Source organism: Mesorhizobium sp. M7D.F.Ca.US.004.03.1.1, from assembly GCF_003998635.1.
Classification (GTDB): Bacteria; Pseudomonadota; Alphaproteobacteria; order Rhizobiales; family Rhizobiaceae; genus Mesorhizobium; species Mesorhizobium loti.
Genome location: NZ_RZQG01000943.1, coordinates 1 through 2,210 on the forward strand (window position 1 = coordinate 1; position 2,210 = coordinate 2,210).

At 68.2% G+C, this 2,210-nt stretch carries 4 protein-coding genes; 3 read left to right on the forward strand and 1 reads right to left on the reverse strand.

Annotation, left to right across the window (positions count from 1 at the left end):
• Both EN935_RS32260 and EN935_RS32265 read left to right on the forward strand, forming a co-directional pair.
• On the forward strand, nucleotides 1–336 hold a 336-nt coding region (locus EN935_RS32260), incomplete at its 5' end, for a molybdopterin cofactor-binding domain-containing protein (protein WP_164771539.1).
• The gene (locus EN935_RS32265) at nucleotides 324–569 is read left to right on the forward strand and encodes a MoaD/ThiS family protein (protein ID WP_127264992.1); all 246 of its coding nucleotides are present in this window, start codon (nucleotides 324–326) and stop codon (nucleotides 567–569) included. The genes EN935_RS32260 and EN935_RS32265, both read left to right, overlap by 13 nt.
• Nucleotides 570–694: 125 nt before the next feature.
• On the opposite strand, the gene EN935_RS32270 is transcribed toward EN935_RS32265, so the two are convergent.
• Nucleotides 695–1,330: a class I SAM-dependent methyltransferase gene (locus EN935_RS32270; protein WP_127264993.1), complete on the reverse strand. Its 636-nt coding sequence runs from the start codon at nucleotides 1,328–1,330 to the stop codon at nucleotides 695–697.
• A 190-nt stretch (nucleotides 1,331–1,520) separates the two neighbouring features.
• Between EN935_RS32270 and EN935_RS32275 the strand changes: the two genes are divergently transcribed.
• Nucleotides 1,521–2,210: BTAD domain-containing putative transcriptional regulator (locus EN935_RS32275; RefSeq protein WP_281040380.1), on the forward strand; the 690-nt coding region annotated here is incomplete at its 3' end.

Here is a 2,210-nt window from a genome sequence, read left to right on the forward strand (position 1 = left end):
GGACAGTACCAGGGGGGTGCCGCGCAAGGCATCGGCTGGGCGCTCAACGAGGAGTATATCTACGGCAAGGACGGCCGGCTGCAGAACCCGGGCTTCCTCGACTACCGCATCCCCGTCTGCTCGGACCTGCCGATGATCGACACGCAGATCCTCGAGATCCCCAACCCCAACCATCCCTACGGGGTGCGCGGTGTCGGCGAGACGTCGATCGTGCCGCCGCTGGCGGCGATCGCCAACGCGGTGTCGAACGCCGCGGGCGTGCGCATGACGCATATCCCGATGTCGCCGCCGCGCATCCTGGCGGCGATCGAGGCGGAACGGGAATGGTCGAAGTAACGCTCTGGGGTTCGCTTGGCGCGCTCGCCGGAGGCAACAGCAAGGTCGAGGTCGAGGCCAAGGACATAAGGGAGCTGTTCAGGAAGCTGGCTGAACAGTATCCCGGCCTCGAGCCCTGGATCGACAAAGGCATCGCCGTCGCCATCGACGGGACGATCTATCGCGATACGTGGTCGAAGAAGCTGCCGCAGGGGGCGGAGATCTTTTTGTTGCCGAGGCTGGCTGGGGGATAGGCGAGCCATTGACGACGATGTGCGGGACAGGCCTGGTTTCGGCAGACGGGCCGCGAGGCGGTTGGCCCCGCGGCGATGCTGAGGTCGCTCGTCGGTTTCCGGTGAGGGTGGCCGGCAAGGACCGGTCAGCCAGCCGCCGCGATGCCGGCGTGGTGGCTGCCCAATTGCCAGAAGGGCAGGGGAAACCGGCCGTGCTGGACTTCGAGCAGGCGAAAGCCCGCCCCGCCGATCAGGTGCAGCGGATCGCGGTTGAGGTGGCAGCCGCCGGCGATCGATCCCCACAGCCGGTTCAGGCGCTCCTGCCACCTCCGGCAACGCGGCCCCTCGGCCTGGCCATGCTCGATGAAGATCAGCCGGCCCGTCGGCTTCAGGATGCGCCGGATTTCGCTCAGCGCGGCTTGAGGGTCTGGAATGGTGCAGAAGGCATAGGTGACGACCACCGTGTCGGCGAAGCCATCGGCCAAAGGCAGGCTCTCGCCACTGGCCCGGATGCATTCGACGGCGAAGGGTGAGGCGCGGCTCTTCGGTGCGGCGAGGCCGAGCATGGTGCCGTCGGGATCAACGCCGACCAGCCGCTCCACTCTGGCGGCATCGTAATAGGGCAGGTTGAGGCCCGAGCCGAAGCCGACCTCGACGACGACACCTTCGGCCCTCGGGATGACGCGCCCGCGCATCCGCGAAAAGGCGCTGGCCGAACAGCCGGCATGGACGAAATAGGGGGCGACGCAGCGCGCGTACCAGGAGAGGCAGGTCTGGCACATGGCTCAGCCTCCATGGCCGGCGGCAGGGGCGCCGGCAAACGGTTCTGCTGTGCGGCGGCTTGATGTATTGACCGGTGACATTTCTCGCTCCAAGGGAGTTGATCGGGCCGGATTGGCTCGAAACCGGGGATAGACGGCCGGCGTCCCCTCAACGTCCTCTCGAAACCCTTGTGCGGCCGCGTGCGGATCGATGGAGCTGATACAACTCAGACTTCTGGGCTTTCCGGAGTTCCGGCTGAACGGGCGGCCGATAGAGCTTGCCCTGCGCAAGGCGGCGGCGCTCGTCATCTACCTGGCCGAAGCAGGCGGACCGGTGGCGCGCGACGTCGCCGCCACGCTGCTGTGGCCCGAAGCCGACGCGGAAGCCGCCCGCGCGCGGCTACGGCGCACGCTGTACAAGATCCGCATCGCCTTCGGCGAGGAGGTCATATCAGCCAGTGCGGCATCCCTGGTGGTGCGCGCGCCGCTGTCCGTCGAGGCCGATGCAAGCGCCTTCGAGCATGCCTGCAACGCCGGTCTTCTCGACGATGCTGCCGGCCTCTACACCAGCGACTATCTCGCCGGCTTCTCGCTGCCGGATTGTCCCGAATTCGAGGAATGGGTGTTCTTCCGCCGCGAGGCCTTGCGCAGCCGGCTGGTGCAGGCGCTGGAGCGGCTGGTGGAAGCCAAAATCGCCGGGGGCGAACCGCGCGACGCGGTGCTGCACGCCACGCGCCTCGCTGCCCTCGACCCGCTGAGCGAAAGCGCCCACCGCCATTTGATCCGCGCCCATCTGGCGGCCGGCGACCGGGCGGCGGCCGAGCGCCAGGGCGAGACCTGCACGCGGCTGCTGCGCGACGAACTCGGCGTGGCGCCGGACCCCGCCACGCTGGCTCTGCTG